The organism is Stenotrophomonas sp. YJH_SMC_110 (genome assembly GCF_059369255.1).
Genome location: NZ_JCAFSM010000006.1, coordinates 32,642 through 53,081 on the forward strand (window position 1 = coordinate 32,642; position 20,440 = coordinate 53,081).

The 20,440-nt window shown below is 68.2% G+C and carries 18 protein-coding genes; 10 read left to right on the forward strand and 8 right to left on the reverse strand.

Going from position 1 to position 20,440, the window contains the following annotated elements; genetic code table 11:
* Positions 1–690: 690 nt before the first annotated feature.
* Positions 691–2,790 carry a glycosyl hydrolase family 18 protein gene (locus AC5P6H_RS12435; RefSeq protein ID WP_049442160.1) on the forward strand — a complete coding sequence of 700 codons (2,100 nt, stop codon included), beginning with the start codon at positions 691–693 and terminating at the stop codon, positions 2,788–2,790.
* Positions 2,791–2,911: 121 nt separating this feature from the next.
* On the opposite strand, the gene AC5P6H_RS12440 is transcribed toward AC5P6H_RS12435, so the two are convergent.
* Both AC5P6H_RS12440 and xerD read right to left on the reverse strand, forming a co-directional pair.
* Entirely contained in the window at positions 2,912–3,697 is a 786-nt protein-coding gene (locus AC5P6H_RS12440; protein ID WP_032959951.1) for a thioredoxin fold domain-containing protein, read from the reverse strand.
* 100 nt (positions 3,698–3,797) lie between these two features.
* Positions 3,798–4,775: a site-specific tyrosine recombinase XerD gene (gene xerD / locus AC5P6H_RS12445; protein WP_495202692.1), complete on the reverse strand. Its 978-nt coding sequence runs from the start codon at positions 4,773–4,775 to the stop codon at positions 3,798–3,800.
* 56 nt (positions 4,776–4,831) lie between these two features.
* Between xerD and AC5P6H_RS12450 the strand changes: the two genes are divergently transcribed.
* Complete coding sequence (locus AC5P6H_RS12450) at positions 4,832–5,323, forward strand: RDD family protein (protein WP_495202693.1); 492 nt, start codon at positions 4,832–4,834, stop codon at positions 5,321–5,323.
* A gap of 179 nt (positions 5,324–5,502) precedes the next feature.
* On the opposite strand, the gene lptG is transcribed toward AC5P6H_RS12450, so the two are convergent.
* Positions 5,503–6,609 carry an LPS export ABC transporter permease LptG gene (lptG, locus tag AC5P6H_RS12455; RefSeq protein ID WP_032962258.1) on the reverse strand — a complete coding sequence of 369 codons (1,107 nt, stop codon included), beginning with the start codon at positions 6,607–6,609 and terminating at the stop codon, positions 5,503–5,505.
* The gene (lptF, locus tag AC5P6H_RS12460; protein WP_032962260.1) at positions 6,606–7,688 is read right to left on the reverse strand and encodes an LPS export ABC transporter permease LptF; all 1,083 of its coding nucleotides are present in this window, start codon (positions 7,686–7,688) and stop codon (positions 6,606–6,608) included. The genes lptG and lptF overlap by 4 nt, the downstream gene beginning before the upstream one ends.
* Positions 7,689–7,792: 104 nt before the next feature.
* Here lptF and AC5P6H_RS12465 point away from each other — a divergent pair, with 104 nt between their 5' ends.
* From AC5P6H_RS12465 to AC5P6H_RS12485, 5 genes are all read left to right on the forward strand, one after another.
* A complete protein-coding gene (locus AC5P6H_RS12465) occupies positions 7,793–9,271 on the forward strand; it encodes a leucyl aminopeptidase (RefSeq protein ID WP_075076732.1) in 1,479 nt (492 codons plus the stop codon).
* Between the two features lie 82 nt (positions 9,272–9,353).
* Positions 9,354–9,779, forward strand: a complete 426-nt coding sequence (locus tag AC5P6H_RS12470) for a DNA polymerase III subunit chi (RefSeq protein WP_014645876.1) — start codon at positions 9,354–9,356, stop codon at positions 9,777–9,779.
* Between the two features lie 19 nt (positions 9,780–9,798).
* Complete coding sequence (locus AC5P6H_RS12475; protein WP_014035920.1) at positions 9,799–9,990, forward strand: YqaE/Pmp3 family membrane protein; 192 nt, start codon at positions 9,799–9,801, stop codon at positions 9,988–9,990.
* A gap of 33 nt (positions 9,991–10,023) precedes the next feature.
* Positions 10,024–12,852 carry a valine--tRNA ligase gene (locus AC5P6H_RS12480; RefSeq protein WP_032962264.1) on the forward strand — a complete coding sequence of 943 codons (2,829 nt, stop codon included), beginning with the start codon at positions 10,024–10,026 and terminating at the stop codon, positions 12,850–12,852.
* Between the two features lie 157 nt (positions 12,853–13,009).
* Positions 13,010–13,831 carry an EamA family transporter gene (locus tag AC5P6H_RS12485; RefSeq protein ID WP_032962266.1) on the forward strand — a complete coding sequence of 274 codons (822 nt, stop codon included), beginning with the start codon at positions 13,010–13,012 and terminating at the stop codon, positions 13,829–13,831.
* 45 nt (positions 13,832–13,876) lie between these two features.
* Here the strand turns inward: AC5P6H_RS12485 and rimI are convergent, their stop codons facing one another.
* Genes rimI through pssA form a run of 3 tightly spaced genes read right to left on the reverse strand, consistent with a single transcriptional unit; the run spans position 13,877 to position 15,647 of the window.
* Positions 13,877–14,374 (reverse strand): ribosomal protein S18-alanine N-acetyltransferase, encoded by a 498-nt coding sequence (rimI, locus tag AC5P6H_RS12490; protein ID WP_014645873.1) that lies wholly within the window; start codon positions 14,372–14,374, stop codon positions 13,877–13,879.
* Complete coding sequence (locus AC5P6H_RS12495) at positions 14,371–14,874, reverse strand: hypothetical protein (protein ID WP_014645872.1); 504 nt, start codon at positions 14,872–14,874, stop codon at positions 14,371–14,373. The genes rimI and AC5P6H_RS12495 overlap by 4 nt, the downstream gene beginning before the upstream one ends.
* On the reverse strand, positions 14,871–15,647 hold the full coding sequence (gene pssA / locus AC5P6H_RS12500; protein WP_005415206.1) for a CDP-diacylglycerol--serine O-phosphatidyltransferase: 777 nt from the start codon (positions 15,645–15,647) through the stop codon (positions 14,871–14,873). Before pssA ends, AC5P6H_RS12495 begins: the two co-directional genes overlap by 4 nt.
* Before the next feature lie 80 nt (positions 15,648–15,727).
* Here pssA and AC5P6H_RS12505 point away from each other — a divergent pair, with 80 nt between their 5' ends.
* The 3 genes from AC5P6H_RS12505 to AC5P6H_RS12515 all read left to right on the forward strand — a co-directional run bounded on the left by AC5P6H_RS12505 (position 15,728) and on the right by AC5P6H_RS12515 (position 19,084).
* Positions 15,728–16,105 (forward strand): DUF4124 domain-containing protein, encoded by a 378-nt coding sequence (locus tag AC5P6H_RS12505; RefSeq protein WP_142235419.1) that lies wholly within the window; start codon positions 15,728–15,730, stop codon positions 16,103–16,105.
* Positions 16,106–16,775: 670 nt separating this feature from the next.
* Positions 16,776–18,479, forward strand: a complete 1,704-nt coding sequence (locus AC5P6H_RS12510) for a proline--tRNA ligase (protein ID WP_014645869.1) — start codon at positions 16,776–16,778, stop codon at positions 18,477–18,479.
* 221 nt (positions 18,480–18,700) lie between these two features.
* Positions 18,701–19,084, forward strand: coding sequence for an H-NS histone family protein (locus AC5P6H_RS12515; RefSeq protein ID WP_010480700.1), 384 nt, complete (start codon positions 18,701–18,703; stop codon positions 19,082–19,084).
* 92 nt (positions 19,085–19,176) lie between these two features.
* On the opposite strand, the gene AC5P6H_RS12520 is transcribed toward AC5P6H_RS12515, so the two are convergent.
* The gene (locus AC5P6H_RS12520; RefSeq protein ID WP_014645868.1) at positions 19,177–20,436 is read right to left on the reverse strand and encodes a threonine/serine exporter family protein; all 1,260 of its coding nucleotides are present in this window, start codon (positions 20,434–20,436) and stop codon (positions 19,177–19,179) included.
* Between the last annotated feature and the right edge of the window lie 4 nt (positions 20,437–20,440).

The following is a 20,440-nucleotide window of genomic DNA, read 5'->3' on the forward strand; positions in this document are numbered from 1 at the left end:
GTTCCCGTGGGGTGGCGGGGTGGGTCCGGTGGCGGGGGACGCCGTAAACCCGTCCCTGGGGGCTTGGCCGCGGCATCCATGCCGCGGACACCCCCGCCACCGGACCCACCCCGCCTTCGACAGATTTCCGCGATCTGCGGTAAATCCACGCCATGCGTGCATGCTCTGCGGTAGTGCCGGCCGCTGGCCGGCAACCAGGGAAATCTCAGAAGTCAGGCATTGAAGAGCGAAGCGACCGGCTTTTGCTTTTGATTTTTTGTTCTGTCTTTCGTGGCTGGCCGCGCAGGAACCTGTCCGTGGCCGGGCGGGTGGGTTGCGCAGGGGCGTAAGCGCCATGGATGGCGCGCCCGAGCCTACAGGGACGTATTCACGGCGTCCCCTGCGCAGCCCACCCACCCGGCCAACCCCAGAAATCTGCTTTTCGCGGAAAGCCCCCAGCCACGAGGGGGCTCCGCTGATGGCCGCCGACCGCGCGCAGCGCCGCTCTCCGCCCGAATCCCGGAACCATGCGCTTGCTCACGGATTGACCACGCGATTGATGACAACGTTGTCCCCACCTGGCGCCGGACTCTCTCCCCGGCCCCCCAGGTACCCCGTCCGCCCCCTCCGTCGCCTTCCCGGGCGACGCCCGGACCTGCGTCACGCGCGGCGCCATCGGGGCCCGCGCGCCCTTTGATCGGAGACTTACCCATGTACGACCCGATTGTGCGCAGTGCCGAACGTTCGACCCGAAGCTGTCGTCCCCGCCACCTGGCCTGGCTGCTTGCCCTGGCCGCCGGTACCGCCGCCCTGCCCGGCCTGGCGCAGGCTGCCAGCTGTGCCGGCGTGGCCCAGTGGGACCAGGCCAGGATCTACCGGGCCGGCGATACCCTGCAGAAAGGAGGCGTCCTCTATCGGGCGAACCAGGACATCTGGAACGCGCCGCCGGACCATCCGGCCGGTGCGCCCTACTACACCAACCTTGGTGCCTGCGATGGCAGCGGCAGCAACCAGCCGCCGGTGATCAGCCTCACCTCGCCGGCCAACGGCGCCACCTTCAGCGCCGGCAGCACGGTCAACGTGACCGCTACCGCCAGTGACCCGGACGGCAGCGTCGCCAAGGTCGAGTTCTTCCGCGACGGCAGCTCGCTGGGCGTGGCCACCGGTGCGCCGTATGCGGCCAGCTGGGCCAATGCCAGCGCCGGCAGCCACACCCTGCGTGCGGTCGCGACCGACAACAACAACGCCACCACCAGCACCCCGACCATCACCATCACCGTCAACGCCGCCGGTGGCGACACCACCGCACCGAGCGTGCCGGGCGGGCTGGCGGTCGGCACCCGTACCGCCAACAGCATCGCGCTCAGCTGGAGCCCGTCCACCGACAACACCGGTGGCAGTGGCCTGGCTGGCTATGACGTGTACCGCAACGGCAGCCTGGTCGGTTCGCCGTCCAGCGCCAGCTATGTGGATGGCGGGCTGACCGCATCGACCACCTACCGTTACCGCGTGCGGGCGCGCGACAACGCCGGCAACGCGTCGGCGCAGGGCACCGAAATCAGCGCCACCACGCTGGCCGGTGACGGCGGCACCACCGGCAAGCGGGTCATCGGTTACTTCACCCAGTGGGGCATCTACGGCCGCAACTACCGGGTCAAGAACATCGACAGCAGCGGCTCGGCCGCACGCCTGACCCACATCAACTACGCGTTCGGCAACGTGCGCAACAACCGATGCGAAGTCGGCATCACCCAGCCGTCGGATCCGAACAGCGGTGCCGGTGGCGATGCCTTCGCCGACTACACCAAGGCCTTCAGTGCCGCCGAGAGCGTCAGCGGCAGCGCCGATACCTGGGACCAGCCGCTGCGCGGCAACTGGAACCAGCTCAAGCAGCTCAAGGCCAAATACCCGAACCTGAAGGTGCTGATCTCGCTGGGTGGCTGGACCTGGTCGCGCGGCTTCTCCAGCGCGGCGCGCCCGGAGAACCGCCAGGCCTTCGTCGCCTCGTGCATCGATGCCTACATCAAGGGCAACCTGCCGGTGACCGACGGTGCCGGCGGTGCCGGTGCCGCGCTGGGCGTGTTCGACGGCATCGACATCGACTGGGAATACCCGGTGGCCTGTGGCATCGAATGCGGCAAGCCGGAAGACAACGCCAACTTCACCGCGCTGATGGCCGAGTTCCGCCGCCAGCTCGATGCGGTGCGGCCGGGCCTGTTGCTGACGGTGGCGGTGGGTGCCGGCATCGACAAGATCCGTGTCACCGATCCGGCCGCATACCACCCGTACCTGGACTACATCAACGTGATGACCTACGACTTCCACGGCGCGTGGGATGCGAAGACCAATCACCAGTCGGCGCTGTTCGATTCGCCGAATGATCCGTCCACCGGCGACCAGAAGCTGTACAACAGCAACGACGCCATCGAGGCCTTCATCAGCCGTGGCGTGCCCGCCGCCAAGCTCAACCTGGGCATTGGCTACTACGGGCGTGGCTGGACGGGTGTGGCCAACGCCAACAACGGCCTGTACCAGACCGCGACCGGCGCCGCCCCGGGTACGTATGAAGCCGGCATCGAGGACTGGAAGGTGCTGAAGAACCTGGCGTGGCCGGGCTACACCGACAACACCGCCGGTGCCACCTGGATCTACAACGGCAGCACGCTGTGGAGCTTCGACACCCCGGCCAACATCACCCGCAAGATGGGTTACGTGAAGACCCAGGGCCTGGGCGGCGCGTTCGTCTGGGAGTTCAGCGGTGACGATGCGCAGGGCACGCTGACCAAGGCGGTCAGTGATGGCCTGAAGTAAGCAAAAGGCCGGGGATGCGACACGCATCCCCGGCTCCCTGCCTGTAGAGCCGAGCCCATGCTCGGCTGCTGTTTCCGCAGCCGAGCATGGGCTCGGCTCTACAGGAAAAGACCAGCGACGATCAGCGCTTGGCCGACAGCTTCTCCAGCGCGGCACGCAGCTGCGCCGGCGGCAGGTAGCCGCCCAGCTGGGTGCCATCCGGCGCGAAGATCGCCGGCGTTCCATTCACGCCCAGCTGCTGGCCCAGCGCGTACTGCATCGCCACCGGGTTGGTGCAGTTCCTGGCCGGCACGCTGCCACCGCGCTTGGCGTTGGTCAGCGCCTGGCGACGATCCGCTGCACACCAGACCGAGATCATGTCGGTGTAGTCCTTGCTGCCCAGGCCCATGCGCGGAAACGCCAGGTACTCGACGGTGATGCCGTTGCGGTTGAGTTCGGCGATGTCCTGGTGCAGCTTGCGGCAGTAACCACACTCGATGTCGGTGAACACGCTGATGGTGTACTTGGCGTTCGGCGCGGCAAACACGATGCGATCGCCGTGGTTGGCCTTGGCCAGCAGGCCGCGGCGGTAACCAAGCAGGCCCTCGCTGTTGGCCGGGCCCTTGGCGCGGGTGTCGTAAGGCTGCGACTGGAACAGGTAGCGCCCGTCATCGGACACGTACAGCAGCTGGCCGGAAACGACGACCTCGCGGAAGCCGGGGAACGGCGCGGCACCGATGTAATCGACCTGGAAACCCGGATTGAGCGCGGTCAACGCGGCACGTACCGCCTGGTCGGCCGGCGCGTTGGCGGCCGGGCTGGCCTTGGTCGCAGCGGCAGCAGGCGCCTTGGCGGCCGGCGGAGCCGGCTGGGCGCAGGCGGTCAGGCTGAGCGCACCGAACACGGCGGCGATGGCAAATCGGAGCATGGAGCGATCCGCAGCAGAAGAAGACCCCGGATTCTGACACAGCCGCCGGTACCGGGCCGCGACGCCCGGCACGGCCCCGGGCAGCGATTCAGCCCGGCGCTCAGCCGCGCGGATGGTGGCGGGCGTGCAGCTTCTGCAGATGCTCGCGCGCTACCAGGGTGTAGATCTGGGTGGTCGACAAGGAACTGTGGCCGAGCAGCATCTGCAGCGCGCGCAGGTCGGCACCGCGGTTGAGCAGATGGGTGGCGAAGCTGTGGCGCAGGCCATGCGGGCTGATCCGCGCCGGGTCGATGCCGGCCACCTGCGCATGGCGCTTGACCAGGTGCCAGAACGCCTGCCGGGTCAGCGCATGCAGCGTCGGCTCGATGAACAACGGGGTCTGACCATCCGCCAGGGCATGCACCTTGCCCTTGCCGACCAGCAGCGGGCGCGACTGCTGCAGGTAACGCTCCAGCCAGTGCTGCGATTCCTCGCCCAGCGGCATCAGCCGTTCCTTGCTGCCCTTGCCGGTGACCCGCAACACGCCCTGGCGCAGGTTGACCGCCGTGGCCGGCAGCAGCACCAGCTCGCTCACGCGCAGGCCGGCGGCATACATCAGTTCCAGCATGGCGCGGTCGCGCAGGCCCAGCGGGCTGTCGATGTCCGGTGCCGCCAGCAGCGCATCGATCTGGCTCTCGGCCAGCGCCTTGGGCAACAGCCGCGGCAGCTTCGGGGGGTCGAGCAGCGCACTGGGGTCTTCGCTGCGTTCGCCACGGCGCACGCCATCGGCGAAGAACGCCCGCAGCGCCGACAGCAGGCGCGCGTTGCTGCGCGGCGACCAGCCGTGGCGGGTGCGCCAGGCCAGGTAGTCGAACAGCCCGGGACGTTCGATGCCGGCCAGGCCACCGTCGCGTCCATCCATCCAGCGCGCCAGCCCTTCCAGGTCGCGCCGGTAGCTGTCCAGGGTGGCGCGGGCCAGGCCGTTCTCGGCCCAGATCGCATCGAGGAAGCGCTGGATGCGCACACTGTCGTCGGCGCGCAGCTCGGGCAGTTGCTGGACCAGCTGGCGGCGTTCGGCGGGGGTGGAAACAAGGGCCATGCATGCAGGATACGAGGGCCACTGCGGGCACGGCCAGCTTTGCGTATCCTCGGCGCATGTCCCGCCCTGCCAACGACACGGCCCCTGCGGCCGCTACCGAAACCCCCCGTCCGCGCGCGCTGCTGTCCTGGCGCATGCTGGCGATGGTCTACGACGCGCTGCCGGTGCTGGCGCTGTGGATGCTGGCCGGCACGCTGTTCACCCTCGCCTACACCTTCAGCGGCCACGCGCAGCGCGAGAACATCGCACCGTTCAGTATCTGGCAGTGGCTGCTGTGGGCGGTGTGCTGGGCGATCACGGGGTGGTATGCCACGGCCAGCTGGCGCCGCGGCGGGCAGACGCTGGGCATGCGGCCGTGGCGGCTGAAACTGCAGTCGCGCGATGGCACGCCGTTGCGGCACGGCCAGCTGTGGCTGCGCTTCGCGGTGGGGACGCTGTCGCTGCTGCTGGGCGGCCTGGGATTCTGGTGGGCCTGGGTCGACCGCCAACGCCTGACCTGGCACGACCGCGCCAGCGGCACCCGCCTGGTGCGCATGCCCAAGCGGTGATGCACGATCTGTAGAGCCGAGCCCATGCTCGGCTGGCAGGCGGTGCGCAAAAAGCAGCCGAGCATGGGCTCGGCTCTACAGAATCCAGCACGCTGGGCCGGGATGCTGGTGGTCGTGGCACGGATGCCGAAGCGGTGGATTGCCCCGGTAGCGCCGGGCATGGCCCCGCGCTACCAGAATCAGCCCGACTTGCGCCGGAACAACAGTCCGGACACGGCCAGCATGACGATCGGCGGCAGCGCATAGGCAATGCGGTAATCGAACTTCAGCGCACCGGCCATGCGGCCGAAGAACAGCTGCAGCAGCCAGAAGCCCAGTGCAAACAGGATGCCCAGGAACAGGCGCTTGCCCATGCCGCCGCTACGCAGCGACCCGAACGCGAACGGCACCGCGGCCAGGCACAGCGCCAGCACGTTCACCGGGTAGAACCAGCGGCTCCAGTACACATCCTCGAAATCGCGCGCATCCAGCCCGTTGCGCTGGCGGTAGGCAATGCTGGTGCTCAGCTCGGCCACGCTGAGGTTTCGCGGCTTGGCGATGCCGGTGGCCAGCGCCGCCGGATCCAGCTTCGAGTTCCACGGCTCACGCGCCACTTCCTGACGGGTGGCCGAGCGCTCGCCAAAGGTGTCGCGACGCACCCCGGTCAGCACCCAACCGTCCTTGTCGTGCTCGGCGGTGGCGGCATGGGTCAACGAGGCGATATTGCCGTCTTCGGCGATCCGGTACAGCCGCACGTCACGCAGGATCAGCCGCGTGCCCTTGTCGCCCACCAGCTGTTCCTCGCCGCTCTGGGCGTTGAGGAAGGTGTCGCCTTCGCGTGCCCATAGGCCGGAGTAGCGGGTGGTGGAGATGTCCCGCCCCCACTTGGCACTGGCCTTCAATGCATCGGCACGGTCCTGCCCCCACGGGCCCAGCGTCTCGGCGCTGAGCACCATCACTGCGGTCAGCAGCGACAGCGCGATCGCCACCGACACGCTCAGGCGCTTGCGCGACAGGCCCAGCGCACGCAGGGCGGTCAGCTCCGAGGTCGCGGCCAGCTGGCCCAGACCCATCAGCGCGCCGATCACCGCGGCGGTCGGGAACATCGTGTAGGCGCGGCGCGGCACCGTGTACAGCACCCAGGCGGCGGCATGGCCCAGGGTGTAGCCGTTCTTGCCGATGTCCTTGAACTCGCCGGAGAACGCCATCACCACGTCCAGGCCGACCAGCACCGCCCAGGTCAGCAGCACCGTGGTGAACACCGACTGGCCCAGGTACAGATCGAAACGCATCGGGCGCAGCCTCATGCGCGGGCTCCCTTCGAGCGGCCCAGGCGGCCATCACGTGCATACATCCAGATCGCCAGCGCCAGCAGCGGCACGGTCAACCACCACAGGCCGAGCGCGGCCGGAATCTTGCCGTTGGCGATCCAGCCACTGCCGATGAACATCAGGTTGGTGCCCACCATGTAGGCCATCAGGGCCAGCATCATGCGGCCGTAGCGCTGCTGGCGCGGCGAGCTGCGGCCCAGCGGCACGGTCAGCAGGGCGAAGGCCAGCGCGATCAGCGGCGGTGCCAGGCGGCGGTGCAGCTGCGCCTGCGCCTGCGGGCGCTCATCGCCGATCAGCTGCAGGGTCGGCATCAGTTCCGGGTCGTCCTCGGTGCGGGTCTGTGCACCGTCGGGCAGGGCCACGTCGTTGCGGGCAAAGGTCGCCAGCCGGTAATCCAGCGCGCCGGCCACCGGGCCTTCCACCTGGTGGCCATCATCCAGCTCCAGGAAGCGCTGGCGGGTGCCCTCGAAGAACATGCGGCCACCATTGGCGGATACCACTTCCAGGCGGTCATCCTTCTGGCGCTGCAGGAACACCTTGCCCAGCTGGGTGCCATCGGGCGAGATCGAGGACAGGTACACCACGCCGCCATTGGGCAGCGGGGTGAAGCGGCCCGGCTCCAGGCCGGCCATCAGCACGCTGCGGTTGGCCTCGATGATCATCTGCTCGGCCATCCGGCCGGCCCACGGGCCCAGCCACAGCGAGCAGGCGCCGACCAGCAGCACCACCGGCACCACCAGCATCAGCAGTGGCCGCAGCAGCCGCTTGGGCCCCACGCCAATGGCGGTGATGACCGCCATCTCCGAGTCGCGGTAGAGCCGGGCCACGGCCAGCAGCAGGCCCAGCATCAGCGCCAGCGGCAGGATCAGCGGCAGGTAGGCGATGAACTGCAGGCCCAGCTGGGAGAACAGCAGCTTGGCCGGCAGGCGTCCGTCGGCGATGTTGCCGAGGATGTCCACCAGCACGCCGCCCACGCTGACCACCAGCAGGACGATCAGGGTAGCCAGGAAACTCTGGACGAAATCGCCCAGCAGGTATCGGTCGAGCTTCAGCATGGGGCGGTGGTTTAAACTCTGGGGTTCGTTCGCGGTGCCGCCCAGTCTACTGTCTGGGCGTAAACGGCCTGCGATTGTACGGACTCGCCAATGGAATCTGCTCAATGGCCCTCGAATTCACCCTGAACCACGTTGCTCCGGCCGCCGCCACCGTTGATTGCCTGGTGGTCGGCGCGTATGCCGACCATACCCTGACCCCGGCCGCGCAGGCCCTGGACGCCGCCAGCGGTGGCCGCCTGGCCGCCCTGGCCCAGCGTGGCGACCTGTCCGGCAAGACCGGCGCGACCACCCTGCTGCACGACCTGCCGGGCGTGACCGCGCCGCGCGTGCTGGTGGTCGGCCTCGGCGACGCCGCCCGCTTCGGCGTGCCGCAGTACCTGAAGGCCGTGGGCGACGCGGTGCGCGCGCTGAAGGCCGGCGCCGTCCGCAGCGCGCTGTTCACCCTGTCCGAAGTGGCCATCAAGGACCGCGACGCGGCCTGGGCGATCCGCCAGGCAGTGATCGCCGCCGATCACGCCGCCTACCGCTACACCGCCACCCTGGGCAAGAAGAAGGCCGACGATGCCGGCCTGGCCCAGCTGGCCGTGGCCGGTGACGACGCCCAGGCCCTGGCCCAGGGCCAGGCCATCGCCGCCGGTGTCGAGTTCGCCCGCGAGCTGGGCAACCTGCCGCCGAACTATTGCACCCCGGCCTATCTGGCCGACGTGGGCGTGAAGTTCGCCGGCGAGCACGAGGGTGCCGAAGCCGAGATCCTCGACGAGCACCAGATGGAAGCGCTGGGCATGGGCTCGCTGCTGGCCGTGGCCCGCGGTTCGGCCAACCGCCCGCGCCTGGTCGTGCTGAAGTGGAACAATGGCGGCGACGCCAAGCCCTACGTGCTGGTCGGCAAGGGCATCACCTTCGATACCGGTGGCGTCAACCTGAAGACCCAGGGCGGCATCGAAGAGATGAAGTACGACATGTGCGGCGGCGCCAACGTCATCGGCACCTTCGTCGCGGCGGTCAAGGCCAAGCTGCCGCTGAACCTGGTGGTGGTGGTGCCGGCGGTGGAAAACGCCATCGACGGCAACGCCTACCGTCCTTCCGACGTGATCACCTCGATGTCGGGCAAGACCATCGAAGTCGGCAACACCGACGCCGAAGGCCGCCTGATCCTGTGCGACGCGCTGACCTACGCACAGCGCTTCGAGCCGGCCGCGCTGGTCGACGTCGCCACCCTGACCGGTGCCTGCATGGTCGCCCTGGGCCACCAGACCGCCGGCCTGATGAGCAAGCACGACGACCTGGCCAACGAGCTGCTGGCCGCCGGCGAGCACGTGTTCGACCGCGCCTGGCGCCTGCCGCTGTGGGACGAGTACCAGCCGATGCTGGATTCGACCTTCGCCGACGTCTACAACATCGGCGGCCGCTGGGCCGGCGCGATCACCGCCGGCTGCTTCCTGTCGCGCTTCACCGAAGGCCAGCGCTGGGCCCACCTGGACATCGCCGGCGTCGCCAGCGATGAAGGCAAGCGTGGCATGGCCACCGGCCGCCCGGTCGGCCTGCTGAGCCAGTGGCTGCTGGACCAGGTCGCCCGCGCCTGATGCCGTACCCGACCCTGGCCGGCAGACGCCGGCCGGGGCCTCGCCCGGCACTGCCGGGCCCTTGCCTGACCCGGACCCTGCCATGCCCCGCGCCGACTTCTACCTGATCGCCAAGCCCCGCTTCCTGACCGAGCCGTTGCGCCTGGTCTGCGAACTGGCGCGCAAGGCCAACGACGCAGGGCTGTTCACCCTGGTGCTGGCCCGTGACCAGGCCCAGGCCGAGGAACTGGACGAGCTGCTGTGGGCGTTCGACAACGATGCCTACATCCCGCACCAGATTGCCGGCGAAGACATGGACGAGGAAGAGGCCCTGGTGCTGATCGCGGTACCCGGCACCGACGCGCCGGCACGCCCGCTGGTGATCAACCTGCGCGATGAGCCCTGGCTGGGCCAGTGCGAGCGTGTGCTGGAAGTGGTCCCGGCCGATCCGGAAGCGCGCGAACCGCTGCGCGAGCGCTGGCGCCAGTACAAGGCCGCCGGTTACGACCTCAACAAGCACGACATGTGAGCCCGGCGAGGACCCCTTGATGCGCCTGCTGATCGCCCTGATTCTTCCCTGGCTGTCCTTCTTCACCATCGGCCGGCCGCTGGCCGGGATCGTCTGCCTGATCCTGCAGATCACCCTGATCGGCTGGCTGCCCGCCGCCATCTGGGCCGCCTACGCGGTCAGCCAGTACCACACCGACCAGAAGATCCGCCGCGCCCTCGGGTCGCGCTGATCTCCCTTCCGCCTTGATTACCGGTTCCCCCGCATGACCCAACTCGCCTCCAGCTACGACCCGACGTCCTTCGAGACCGACCTCTACGAGGCCTGGGAGAAGGCCGGCCACTTCAAGCCGTCCGGCACGGGCGAGCCGTACACCATCCTGCTGCCACCGCCGAACGTGACCGGCACCCTGCACATGGGCCATGCCTTCCAGCAGACCCTGATGGATGCGCTGGTGCGCTACCACCGCATGCGCGGCTACGACACGCTGTGGCAGGTCGGTACCGACCATGCCGGCATCGCCACCGAAATGGTGGTCAGCCGCAACCTGGCGCTGGAAGGCAAGGGCGAGACCCGCGATTCGCTGGGCCGCGAAGGCTTCATCGGCAAGGTCTGGGAGTGGAAGCAGCAGTCCGGCGACACCATCGAACGCCAGATGCGCCGCCTCGGCACCTCCGCCGACTGGTCGCGCAGCACTTTCACCATGGACCCGCAGCCATCGGCGGCGGTCAACGAGGCCTTCGTGCGCTGGTACGAGCAGGGCCTGATCTACCGCGGCCAGCGCCTGGTCAACTGGGACCCGGTGCTGAAGACCGCCATTTCCGACCTGGAAGTGGAGAGCGCCGAGGAGGACGGCTTCCTGTGGTCGATCGCCTACACGCTGGATGACGGCCTGAGCTACGAACACGTCGAGCGCGATGCCGACGGCGTGGAAACCCTGCGCGAAACCCGCGACTACCTGGTCGTTGCCACCACCCGCCCGGAAACCCTGCTGGGCGATACCGCGGTGATGGTGCACCCGGAAGACGAGCGTTACGCGCACCTGATCGGCAGGAACGTAGTGCTGCCGCTGACCGGGCGCCGCGTGCCGGTGATCGCCGACGACTACGTGGACCGCGCGTTCGGCACCGGCGTGGTCAAGGTCACCCCTGCACATGATTTCAACGACTATGAAGTGGGCGTGCGCCACAGCCTGCCGATGATCAACCTGTTCACCCCGGTGGCGGCGCTGAACGAGAACGCGCCGGAACGCTTCCGGGGCCTGGACCGCTATGAAGCACGCAAGGCCGTGCTGGCCGAGCTGGAAGACCTGGGCATCCTGGTCGAGACCAAGGCGCACAAGCTGCAGGTGCCGCGTGGCGACCGAACCGGCCAGGTGATCGAGCCGTACCTGACCGACCAGTGGTTCGTGAAGATGGACGACCTGGCCAAGCGTGGCCTGGACCTGGTCGAGGACGGAAGCATTGCCTTCGTGCCGCCGAACTGGATCAACACCTACCGCCACTGGATGAACAACATCCAGGACTGGTGCATCAGCCGCCAGCTGTGGTGGGGCCACCGCATCCCGGCGTGGTTCGATGCCGCCACCGGCAGCTGCTACGTCGGTCGCAGCGAAGAGGAAGTGCGGGCCAAGCACAACCTGGGCAGCGAGGTGGTGCTGAACCAGGAAAGCGACGTGCTGGAGACCTGGTTCTCCTCGCAGCTGTGGCCGTTCTCCACCCTGGGCTGGCCGAACGAACAGGCCATGGCCGAGCGCGGCTTCGATCGTTACCTGCCGTCGTCGGTGTTGATCACCGGCTTCGACATCATCTTCTTCTGGGTGGCGCGCATGATCATGGCCACCGACAACCTGGTCGGGAAGATCCCGTTCAAGGACGTGTACTTCACCGGCCTGATCCGCGACGGCCAGGGCCAGAAGATGTCCAAGAGCAAGGGCAACGTGCTCGACCCGCTGGACATCATCGACGGCATCACCATCGACGACCTGGTCGCCAAGCGCACCGGCGGCCTGATGCAGCCGAAGATGGTGGAGAAGATCGAGAAGGCCACCCGCAAGGAATTCCCGGACGGCATTGCTGCCCACGGTGCTGATGCGCTGCGCTTCACCATCGCCGCGCTGGCCACCCACGGCCGCGACATCAAGTTCGACATGAACCGCGCCGAGGGCTACAAGAACTTCTGCAACAAGCTGTGGAACGCCAGCCGCTTCGCGCTGATGAACACCGAAGGTGCGGCGTTCACCGGCGTGCCGACCCCGCGCACCGATGCCGAGCGCTGGATCCTTTCGCGCCTGGCCGCCACCACCGCCGAAGCGCAGGGCCATTTCGCCGCGTACCGCTTCGACCTGCTGGCGCAGTGCCTGTACGAGTTCGCCTGGAACGCGTTCTGCGACTGGTTCCTGGAGCTGAGCAAGCCGGCACTGAACGGTGCCGACGCGGCTGATGCCGAAAGCACCCGCCACACCCTGCTGTACGTGCTGGAAGCGCTGCTGCGCCTGCTGCACCCGCTCACCCCGTTCATCACCGAACAGCTGTGGCAGCAGCTGGCCCCGCGCCTGGGCCTGGCCGAAACCACGCTGTCGCTGCGCCCTTACCCGACCGCCGCCGAATTCGCCGGTGATTTCGCCCAGGCCGAGGCCGACGTGGAATGGCTGAAGGCGGTGATCAGTGCGGTGCGTCGCGTGCGCAGCGAATTGAACGTCGCGCCGTCCAGGCAGGTGCCGCTGCGCCTGCAGGCCGGCCTGGAGCAGGACCGCGTGCGCATCGAACGCTTCAGCGCCTCGCTGTCGTTCCTGCTGAAGCTGGACAGCATCCAGTGGCTGGCCGAGGGCGAAAGCGCACCGCCGGCGGCCGCCGCGATCGTGGGTGAGCTGAAGCTGCTGGTGCCGCTGGAAGGCCTGGTCGATCTCGATGCCGAGCGCGCGCGCCTGGACAAGGAGATCAAGCGCGTGGAAGGCGAGCAGGAAAAGAGCGAAACCAAGCTGGCCAGGTTCACCGACAAGGTGCCACCGGCGGTGGTCGACCAGGAGCGCGTGCGCCTGGTCGACTGGAACACCCAGCTGGCCGGCCTGCGCGAGCAGCGCGCGAAGCTGTAACGCCGCTCTGGTGCGTGCCAACCAAGGTTGGCACCTGCCACGGCAGGGGAGGATTGGCACCTGCCACGGCGGGAGAGGTTGGCACCCACCGAAGCGGAATCGGAAACGTCGGGCGATGCCCGGCGTTTCCATTTGTCCCGCATGGCATCATCGGCGGATGCCGCTTTCCATCTTCCTGCTCGTCCTCGCTGCCGCGGCGCTGCATGCCAGCTGGAATGCGATCGTCAAGCGCGGCCCGGACAAGTTCCTCGGTACCGTGCTGGTGACCGGCAGTGCCGCGTTGCTGTCGGCCGCCGCCCTGCCCTTCCTGCCCTTCCCGGCCGCGCACAGCTGGCCCTGGCTGGCTGCGTCGGTGCTGCTGCAGGTGACCTACTACGGGCTGGTCGCGCGTTGTTACCAGCAGGTCGACATGAGCCTGGCCTACCCGCTGATGCGTGGCAGCGCGCCGATCCTGGTCGCACTGGCCGGCACCCTGCTCGGTGAGCCATTGCCCGCCGCAGCGTGGCTGGGCGTGGTGCTGGTGAGCACCGGCATCCTGTGCATGGCACTGGGTGCGCGCGGCGGCCAGCTGCGCCTGCCGCTGCTGACAGCGGCGATGATCGCCACCTACACGCTGGTCGATGCGCAGGGTGCGCGCCAGTCCGGCAGCGCGCTCAGCTACACGTTGTGGTTGTTCCTGCTGTCGGGCATCCCGCTGCCGCTGTGGGCGTTGTATACGCGCGGCGGCGCGGTACTGGACTATGCGCGGCAGCATTGGCCGCTGGGACTGGCCGGTGGCGTCGGCACCACCGCCTCCTATGCGATGGCGTTGTGGGCCATGACCCAGGCGCCGGTGGCAATGATCTCGGCGCTGCGCGAATCCTCGATCCTGTTCGCGCTGCTGATCTCGGTGTTCCTGCTGCGCGAGCGGGTGCCGCGCACGCGCTGGCTGGCAGCGTCGCTCATCGTGGGCGGCGTGCTGGCGTTGCGGCTGGCGTGAGCGACGCATCGGTAGTGCCGGCCGCTGGCCGGCAACCCGTCTGCGTTACAGCGGCGGCATTTCCTGCAGATCGCCGTCGACCAGCTCGATCGCCATCACGACCGCATCCTCGCGGCCCTGTGCAGCCGGGTAGTAGCGCGGGCGGCGGCCGATCTCGTTGAATCCTTCGCTGTGATACAGCGCCAGCGCCGGCGTATTGGACGGACGCACTTCCAGGAAGACGCGCTGTGCGCCACGGTCGGCGGCCAGCTGCACCAGCGCGCGCAGCAGCTGGCGGCCCAGCCCGCGCGACTGTGCCAGCGGATCGATGCAGATGTTCAGCACGTGCGCTTCATCGGCGGCGATGCTGAGCACGCCATAGCCGACCAGCAGGCCATCGCGCTCCATCGCCAGGCCGGGATAGCCGGCACGCAGGCAGTCGATGAAGATGCCGCGGGTCCAGGGAAAAGGGTAGCCGCGCAGTTCGATCGCCATTACCGCATTGAGGTCGCTCTCGCGCAGCGCACGCAGGCTGACCGGGCCGGGCCGGGTGACCGCGCTCATGGCGTGCCCCGCTTGCGCAGGGCACGCAGCTGCGGCCACAGCGCACGCTTGGCGGCCGGGTCGTGGCGCAGCTGGTCCAGCGGCCAGCTGTCCATCAACCGCTGCGTAGCCGGGTCGTTCGGGTTGCAGCCGGACGCACGCAGCAGCGCGATCTGCAGGCGATCCGGCAGGCGGACCACCGGCTGGCGCGCGTTGCCGCTGGGCATCGGGCGCTCAGCCGCCGGCACGGTATCCGGGGCACTGACCGGCGTTTCGCGGCGCGGCGGTGCCGGCCGTTCCGGGCGGGCTGCGGGCGCCACCCCGGCATGCTGTTCGCGCGACGGCACGGGGGCCCGCACCGGTTCCGGCGGGGCGACGCTGGCCTCGGCTTCGGCCACGCTCAACTGCAGCGCGGCATCCAGCTCGGCAGCCAGCTGGCCATCGTGATAGACGGTGTAGCCCATGGCCTGCAGCCAGGCCTGCTGGGCCGGTGACCACAGCACGGGCAGGTCCTGGCTCACGCGGCCTCGGGCTTCTTGCGCAGGCGCTGCACGGCCCACATCACCGGGCCGGACAAGGCGTACAGGATGCCGACCGCGAACAGCACGCGCGGCAGGTCGATGACCGCAATCGCGATCGCCACCGGCACCAGTGCCAGCACCAGGAACGGCACGCGGTCCGAACGGGTGCCCTTGGCAGCGCCACCCTTGAAGCTCCAGAAGCGGATGCGGCTGACCATCAGCAGCGCAGCGATGATCGTCACCGCCAGCGCCACGTACCGCAGCTGGTTGCCGTCCCAGCCCAGGTTGCCATCGGCGAACGCCCAGACGAAGGACATCATCAGGCCCGCTGCGGCCGGGCTGGCCAGGCCGACGAACCAGCGCTTGTCGACCACCGCTACCTGGGTATTGAAGCGGGCCAGGCGCAGCGCCGCGCAGGCCGCATACAGGAAGGCCACGGCCCAGCCGACGCGGCCGAGCAGCGGATCGTCGAACTTCAGCCACGACAGCGACCAGTGGTACATCACCAGCGCCGGAGCCATGCCGAAGCTGACCAGGTCGGCCAGCGAGTCGTACTGCACGCCGAATTCGCTGCTGGTACCGGTCAGGCGCGCCACGCGCCCGTCCAGTCCATCCATCACCGCCGCCACGAACACGGCGATGCTGGCATTGACGAAATCCCCGTTGGCCGCGGCGATGATCGCGTAGAAACCGGCGAACAGGCCGGCGGTGGTGAACAGGTTGGGCAGCAGGTAAATCGTGCGCGAGCGCGGCGGCGGTGTGATCGGGTCCATGGAATCCAGTTTAATCGACTTGCCAGCGGTCGGCGCCAATGCTGCAATCGACGTTCTGCGCCCATTCCGTGGAGTCTGCCATGCGTGCCCTGTCCTGCCTTGGATGCCTGCTGCTGTTGGCCACTGCCAACGCCGTGGCCGGCCCCGTCTACAAATGGAAGGACGCCCATGGCGTAACCCAGTATTCGGAGACCCCGCCGGCGGGCAAGAAGTTCGAGACCCGCGAGCAGGCCCGCACCCCGCAGGCCGCAGCCAGCACCGAGACCCCGGCCGCGCCGGTCCCTGGGCAGTGCAGCACGGCCCGGGCCAACCTGGCCCTGCTGGACGGTGGTGGCCAGGTGATGCAGGACACCGATGGTGATGGCAAGGCCGATACCCCGTTGACTCCGGAGCAGCACACCGCGCAGAGGGGATTGGCGGAGGCCGCCATCAAGGCGTACTGCCCACCGGCCGGTTAAGGGTATCGGCAGGGCTGCGCCCTGCACCTGCAGAGGCAACAGCAAGGGCAACAGCAAGGGCAACAGCCGGCTCTGGGCTATCTGTGGGTTTGGCGGGGCGGTGTCGGATTGCGGGGACGCCGTAAACCCGTCCATGGGGGCTTGGCCGCGGCATCCATGCCGCGGACACCCCGCAATCCGACACCGCCCCGCCTTCGACAGTTTCCCGGTGACGGTGGTAGATCCACGCCATACGTGGATGAAATCTGTCAGATCTCGAATTGAATTCGGGGTCAGATCCGTTTTCCTGCGGAAAACGGATCTGACCCCAGGAGCCATTCCGACAGCTCGCAGGAAACTGTCGAAGGCGGGGTGGGTCCGGCGGCAGGGGTGTGAGCGCCATGGGCCCGAGGCATGCCTCGGGCGGGTTGGGCAGGACGCTCAACACCGGTCTTGCCGTGTGCGCAGGACAGCGCACACGAGCAAGCCGCGACCAAGCCCCCATGGATGGGTTTACGGCGTCCCCTGTAACCGGACCCACCCCGCCATCTCCCAGGAAACCCGTTTTTGCTGTTGCTGTTGCCGGCCAGCGGCCGGCACTACCCGCAGGTGCAGGGCGCAGCCCTGCCGATACCCCTCCCCCCGGCCGGGCTGGCAGAATAGAGGTCTCTGCCGTTATCCGAAGCCGACGATGCGCCTCTCCCAGTTCCACCTGCACACCACCAAGGAAACCCCCAGCGACGCCGAGCTGACCAGCCATCGGCTGATGCTGCGCGCGGGCATGATCCGCAAGCTGGCATCGGGCCTGTACACCTGGTCGCCGCTGGGCCTGCGCGTGCTGCGCAAGGTCGAGCGCATCGTGCGCGAGGAAATGGACCGGGCCGGTGCCGTGGAATTCCAGATCCCGACCATCCAGCCGAAGGAACTGTGGGAGCAGACCGGCCGCTGGCAGAAGTTCGGCCCGCAGCTGCTGAAGATCAAGGACCGCAAGGACCAGGTGTTCTGCTACAGCCCGACCGCCGAAGAAGCCGCCTGCGACTTCGCGCGCAGCGAGCTGTCCAGCTACAAGCAGCTGCCGGTGAACTTCTACCAGGTGCAGACCAAGTTCCGCGACGAGATCCGCCCGCGCTTCGGCGTGATGCGCTCGCGCGAGTTCCTGATGAAGGACGCCTATTCGTTCCACCTGCACGATGAGTGCCTGGTGCGCGAATACGAGAACATGAAGTCGGCCTACAGCCGCATCTTCACCCGCCTCGGCCTGGATTTCCGCATGGTGCAGGCGGACTCCGGTGCCATCGGCGGTGATGCGTCGCAGGAATTCCACGTCATCGCCGATTCCGGCGAGGACGCGCTGGTGTTCTCCACCGGCTCGGACTACGCAGCCAACATGGAAGCGGCGATTGCCGCCGATCCGGCGCCGCGTGCGGCCGCCACCGAAACGATGCGCAAGGTGGATACCCCCACCCAGAAGACCTGCGAGGACGTCGCGGCGCTGCTCGGCATCGACCTGCAGCGCACGGTGAAGTCGGTGGCGCTGATCGCCGGCGAAGGCAAGGCACAGCAGTTCGTGCTGGCGCTGGTGCGTGGCGACCATGAGGTCAACGAGATCAAGCTGGCCAAGGTCGCCGGCCTGGACGAGCAGCGCTTCGCCAGCGAGGCGGAAATCGCCGAGCACCTGGGCAGCGTGCCGGGCTTCCTTGGCCCGGTCGCCCCGGCCAAGGCCATCCGCGTGGTCGCCGATCGCGAAGTGGCGGCGATGGCCGACTTCGTCGTCGGCGCCAACGAAGCCGGTTTCCACCTGGCCGGCGTCAACTGGGGCCGCGACCTGCCGGAACCGGAAGTGGCCGACATCCGCAACGTGCGGGCCGGCGACCGTGCCGTGGACGGCGGTGAACTGAAGATCGCACGTGGCATCGAAGTCGGCCATGTGTTCCAGCTCGGCCGCAAGTACGCCGAAGCGCTGGATGCCACCGTGCTGGACGAGAACGGCAAGGCCGCGGTGATGGCGATGGGGTGCTACGGCATCGGCATCTCGCGTGTGGTGGCTGCCGCGATCGAACAGAACCATGACGATGCCGGCATCATCTGGCCGGACGCGATGGCGCCGTGGCAGGTGGTGGTGTGTGTGATCAACCCGAAGGGCGATGCGGCCGTGGCCGACGCCGCTGCCAACCTGCTGCAGGAGCTGCGCGAGGCGGGCCTGGACGCTGCACTCGACGACCGCGGCCTGCGCCCGGGCGCGATGTTCGCCGACATGGAGCTGATCGGTATTCCGCATCGCGTGGTGGTCAGCGAACGCGGCCTGGCCGCTGGCACCTACGAGTACCGCTCGCGCCGCGCCAGCGACGCGGAGAACCTGGACAAGGCCTCCCTGCTGCAGCGTCTGCAGGGCTGATCAGGAAAAGACCGGGGCCTGCCCCGGTCTTTTTTTTTGCCCGCGCCCTTCCCCGATATTGCAGCGGACATAATCCGGTCAAAATCACCGCGACGGCGTCTGCATGCCGCCACGCCATGACCCGCCTGCATTTGTGCTGTGATTAATTCATCTCTATTCTGTCCGCCGACGCCATGGACTGGCTTGTCCCGTCCACACATTAGTTTCCGGAGTAACCGTAAATGAGCATTGACCTGACCGGCCTGTCAGCACGCGAGCTGGGCGCCCTGATCCGTACCGCCAAGAAGCAGCAGACCATCGTCGCCAAGCGCCGGCCGATCACCAAGGTCCGGGCCCAGCTGACCAAGCTGGCCAAGACCGAGGGTTACACCATCGAAGAACTGTTCGGCAGCGCCCCGGCCACGCGTGCCCGCAAGGCCGCCCCGGCCGCCAAGGCCCCGTCGAAGACCGCCGGCCGCAAGCTGGGCAAGGTTGCACCGAAGTACCGCAACCCGGCCAATCCGAAGGAAACCTGGACCGGCCGTGGCAAGCAGCCGCGCTGGATGGCTGAACTGACCGCCAAGGGCAACAAGAAGCCGGAAGATTTCCTGATCAAGAAGGCCTGAGGCCGGGATCAGGTTGGAATGAAAGACGCCGGCGGACGCCGGCGTTTTTCATTCTCCGGTGTGTGGACCGGGGTCCACACCCACCGACATCATCACAGGGTCTTGCGAGCGGGCATCAGCAGGTTGCCGAACAGCAGGCCGGCGACCAGCGCCATCACCACGTTGAGCACGGTGAGGAACACGCTCTGGCCGGCGCCGACATCCTGTTGCTGGACCAGGGTCAGCACGCCGCGCAGGCTGGTGCTGCCGGGCACCATCATGATGATGCCGGGCAGGCGGATGATCGCGCCCGGACGCCCGACCAGGCGACCGAACAGATTGCCGCCCGCGGTCAGCAGCATCGCCGACAGGAAGATGCCGGCCGGCGCGCCCCAGGCATGGCCGCCAAACTTGGAGATCGCATAACCGGCCACCGAGGCGGCGATCACCCACGGGTAATCGCGCCGGTTGGCCTTGAACAGCATCGCGAACGCAAAGGCCGCGGTCAGCAGCGAACCCCACTCCACCCACGGCCCCTGCGGCCGCGTGGCGCGGATCACCGGATCCAGCCCGAGCACGTCGGCCAGGGTCACCGCGATCATCGCGCCGACGCTGAGCTTCATGATGGTGGTCAGCGCGCCGGCAAAGCGCGCGGTGCCCGACACCCAGTGCTGGCTGGCCAGCTCATTGACCGCATTGGTCAGCGACATGCCGGGCAGCAGCACCACCAGCGAGGCGATGATCACCGTATTGAGGTTGAGCGCGCCAATGAAGGACGCCACCAGGGTGGCGACCATGCCGGCCAGCAGCGCCGCCAGCGCCTCGGCCGCTTCGCGGGTGGCCGGGCGGCGGTCGGTGACCATGCCGAGCAGGCCGATCATCAGGCCGATGACACCGGCGGTGGCGATGTCCAGCCACGGCAGCTTCCACATGCCGGCCACGCCGGCCGCGCCGAGGGTGAATGACAGGATGGTGCGCAGCTTGCCGCGCCGGCCCGGATCCTTGTCCAGCTGGCGCAGCGCGGTATGGCCCTGGGCGATGCTCATCCGCCCGTTGGACACTTCTTCGGCGATATGGTCGGCGACGCTGAGCTTGTGCAGGTCGTTCTCACCGGGCGCCAAGCGGATCACGCGGGTGATGTCGCTGGAGCCGATCGCCTGCGCCGGATCGCTGAAGCTGAGGATGATACCGGTGGGATTCGACCACGGTTCACAATCCAGATCGAGCTGGCGGGCCAGTGCCACCACCGCCGTTTCCAGGCGCTGGGCCGTGGTGCCATAGCTGTGCAGGCGTCCGGCGATCTCGGAAACAAAGGCCACGCGCTGTGCGTAGGTGGCCTGGGGCGTGGGGATCGTGTGAGCGTCTGCGGACATGCGC

Coding starts and splice junctions, on each gene's coding strand:
- lptF (WP_032962260.1), bottom strand. CDS start 7,688: ATGCTGAAGCTCGACCGATACCTGCTGGGCGATTTCGTCCAGAGTTTC.
- AC5P6H_RS12480 (WP_032962264.1), top strand. CDS start 10,024: ATGACCCAACTCGCCTCCAGCTACGACCCGACGTCCTTCGAGACCGAC.
- AC5P6H_RS12485 (WP_032962266.1), top strand. CDS start 13,010: ATGCCGCTTTCCATCTTCCTGCTCGTCCTCGCTGCCGCGGCGCTGCAT.
- AC5P6H_RS12435 (WP_049442160.1), top strand. CDS start 691: ATGTACGACCCGATTGTGCGCAGTGCCGAACGTTCGACCCGAAGCTGT.
- AC5P6H_RS12450 (WP_495202693.1), top strand. CDS start 4,832: ATGTCCCGCCCTGCCAACGACACGGCCCCTGCGGCCGCTACCGAAACC.
- AC5P6H_RS12515 (WP_010480700.1), top strand. CDS start 18,701: ATGAGCATTGACCTGACCGGCCTGTCAGCACGCGAGCTGGGCGCCCTG.
- rimI (WP_014645873.1), bottom strand. CDS start 14,374: ATGAGCGCGGTCACCCGGCCCGGCCCGGTCAGCCTGCGTGCGCTGCGC.
- AC5P6H_RS12510 (WP_014645869.1), top strand. CDS start 16,776: ATGCGCCTCTCCCAGTTCCACCTGCACACCACCAAGGAAACCCCCAGC.
- AC5P6H_RS12505 (WP_142235419.1), top strand. CDS start 15,728: ATGCGTGCCCTGTCCTGCCTTGGATGCCTGCTGCTGTTGGCCACTGCC.
- pssA (WP_005415206.1), bottom strand. CDS start 15,647: ATGGACCCGATCACACCGCCGCCGCGCTCGCGCACGATTTACCTGCTG.
- AC5P6H_RS12465 (WP_075076732.1), top strand. CDS start 7,793: ATGGCCCTCGAATTCACCCTGAACCACGTTGCTCCGGCCGCCGCCACC.
- AC5P6H_RS12470 (WP_014645876.1), top strand. CDS start 9,354: ATGCCCCGCGCCGACTTCTACCTGATCGCCAAGCCCCGCTTCCTGACC.
- AC5P6H_RS12440 (WP_032959951.1), bottom strand. CDS start 3,697: ATGCTCCGATTTGCCATCGCCGCCGTGTTCGGTGCGCTCAGCCTGACC.
- xerD (WP_495202692.1), bottom strand. CDS start 4,775: ATGGCCCTTGTTTCCACCCCCGCCGAACGCCGCCAGCTGGTCCAGCAA.
- AC5P6H_RS12520 (WP_014645868.1), bottom strand. CDS start 20,436: ATGTCCGCAGACGCTCACACGATCCCCACGCCCCAGGCCACCTACGCA.
- lptG (WP_032962258.1), bottom strand. CDS start 6,609: ATGAGGCTGCGCCCGATGCGTTTCGATCTGTACCTGGGCCAGTCGGTG.
- AC5P6H_RS12475 (WP_014035920.1), top strand. CDS start 9,799: ATGCGCCTGCTGATCGCCCTGATTCTTCCCTGGCTGTCCTTCTTCACC.